We start from the raw sequence: 2,448 nt of genomic DNA on the forward strand, positions 1-2,448 counted from the left end.
CCGCGATGACCTGTTCGACGCCTACAAGGGCACGCGCGAGAAGATGCCCGACGAACTGGACGTGCAGATCAACCGCATCAAGCAGGTCGTCCGCGCCCTCAATATTCCCATTCTGGAACTGGAAGGGTTCGAGGCCGACGACGTGCTGGGAACCATCGCCCGGCAGATGGGCGGCCAGGTTCCGGTGCACATCATTACCGGCGACCGCGACCTGCTGCAACTGGTGGACGACAACACCCGCGTCGAACTGCCCGCCCGCAAGCAGGGCCAAGCTGGCGAGACCTACGACGCGGCCGGCGTGATGGCTTACCTTGGCGTTCGTCCCGATCAGGTGGTGGACTACAAGGCCCTGGTCGGCGACGTCAGCGACAACATCCCCGGCGTGAAGGGCATCGGCGACAAGACGGCCGTCAAACTACTGGCCGAATACGGCACACTGGAGAACCTGTATGCCCACCTCGACGACATCAAGGGCGCGCTGCGCCAGAAGCTGGCCGACGGCCGCGCCTCGTCCGAACTTAGCTACCAGTTGGCCCGCATCGTCACCGACGCCCCCATCAGTGTCGAGCTGGCCGATTGCGTGGCCCGCGACTTTGACGTCGCCACCGTCCTCGCCATCTTCCGCGACTTGGAGTTCCGCTCGCTGAGCAACATTCTGTTGGCCGGGGTGGAGCCGGCCGAGGTGCCGCCGGTCGCCACCGACCAAAGCGAGTGGCGGCCGACCGAGGTTGTGGTTGTGCGCACCGAAGCCGAGTTGGCCGAACTGGTCGGCGCGCTGGAAACGGCGTCGTGGATCAGCTTCGACGTGGAGACGAACAGCCTGGATCGCCTGACGGCCGGCATCGTTGGCATCTGCCTGGCCGTCGAGCCACCGGCGGCTTACTACATCCCCGTCGGCCACCTCTCCGGCGCGGCCCAGGTCGAGTCCGGCCAGATGAACTTGTTCGCCGGCGCGCCGCAACTGGAGCCGAACCAGTTGCCGCTGCGCCGTGTGGTCGAGGCGCTGCGCCCGGCGTTGACCAACCCGGCCATCCCCAAGGTGGCCCACAATGCCAAGTTCGACTGCATGATCCTCTCGCGCTTCGACCTGCCCATCACCCCGGTTGGATTCGACACGATGATCGCCGAGTGGTTGACCGACCCGGCGACGAAGCACAAGGGGTTGAAAGACCTGGCCCGCCACCGGCTGGGCGCGGAGATGCACGAGATCGAAGAACTTATCGGCCGGGGCAAGACGCAAGTAACCTTCGCCGAAGTGCCCATCGACCTGGCCGCTCCCTACGGCGCGGCCGACGCCGACATGACGCTACGCCTGCTACCTCTCTTGCAGCGCGAACTGGACGAGAAGGGATTGACCCGCCTGCTCGATCTGGAGATGCAGCTCATGCCGGTGCTGGCCGACATGGAGCGCGTCGGTGTGCGCATCGACGTGGACTTCTTCCGCCACATGTCGCAAGACCTGCAAGCCAGCATGCTCAAGCTGGAGGGGACGATCCACGAGATCGCTGGCGAGCCGTTCAACATCAACTCCACCCAACAACTGAGTGACATTCTTTTTCAGAAGCTGCAACTGCCGCGCGCGGGACTGAAGAAGATCAGCAGCGGCCACTACTCCACCGCCGCCGACGTGCTGGAGGCGCTGAAACGAGACGACAAGACGGGCATCATCGCCGCCATCATCGAGTACCGCGAACTCGGCAAGCTGAAGGGAACCTACGTGGACGCGCTGCCCGGCCTGATCAACCCGACCACCGGGCGCATCCACACCAGCTTCAGCCAGATCGGGGCCATCAGCGGCCGGCTGGCCAGCAGCAACCCCAATTTGCAGAACATCCCCATCCGCAGCGAGGTGGGCCAGCAGATCCGGCGCGGCTTCGTCACCGAGCCTGGCTGGTTCTTCCTGTCGGCCGACTATTCCCAGGTCGAGTTGCGCATCATGGCCCACATCAGCCGCGACCCCTACCTGCTGGATGCCTTCGAGAAGGGACTGGACATCCACCGGGCCACCGCCGCGGCCATCTACAACATCCCCGTCGAATCGGTCACGTCCGTCCAGCGACGGCTGGCGAAGACGATCAACTTCGGCCTCATCTACGGCATGGGCGCCTTCCGGCTGAGCCGCGAGACGGAACTGACGCTGGGCGAGGCGGAGCAGTACGTCAAGCGCTACTTCGCCCAATTCCCCGGCATCGAGCGCTACCTGGACGAGACGAAGCGCAAGGCGCGTACCGACGGCTACGTCGAGAGCCTCTTCGGCCGCCGCCGCTACTTCCCCATCTTCAAGTCGCCCATGTCCAACGCCAACCGCCAGCTCGTCCAGCGGGCGGAGCGCGAGGCGATCAACCACCCCATCCAGTCCACGGCGGCTGACATCATCAAGGTCGCCATGATCCGGCTGCATGACGAACTGACGCGGCGCTACCGGGCGCGCATGGTGCTCCAGGTGCA

1 protein-coding gene is annotated in these 2,448 nt (G+C 65.0%); it reads left to right on the plus strand.

Features of this window, described 5'->3' with window-relative positions; genetic code table 11:
- The coding region (polA, locus tag ACE3UY_RS12135) for a DNA polymerase I (protein WP_374687779.1) at window positions 1-2,448 on the plus strand (2,448 nt) is incomplete at both ends.

Source organism: Promineifilum sp. (SeqCode) (assembly GCF_041918635.1).
GTDB lineage: Bacteria > Chloroflexota > Anaerolineae > Promineifilales > Promineifilaceae > Promineifilum.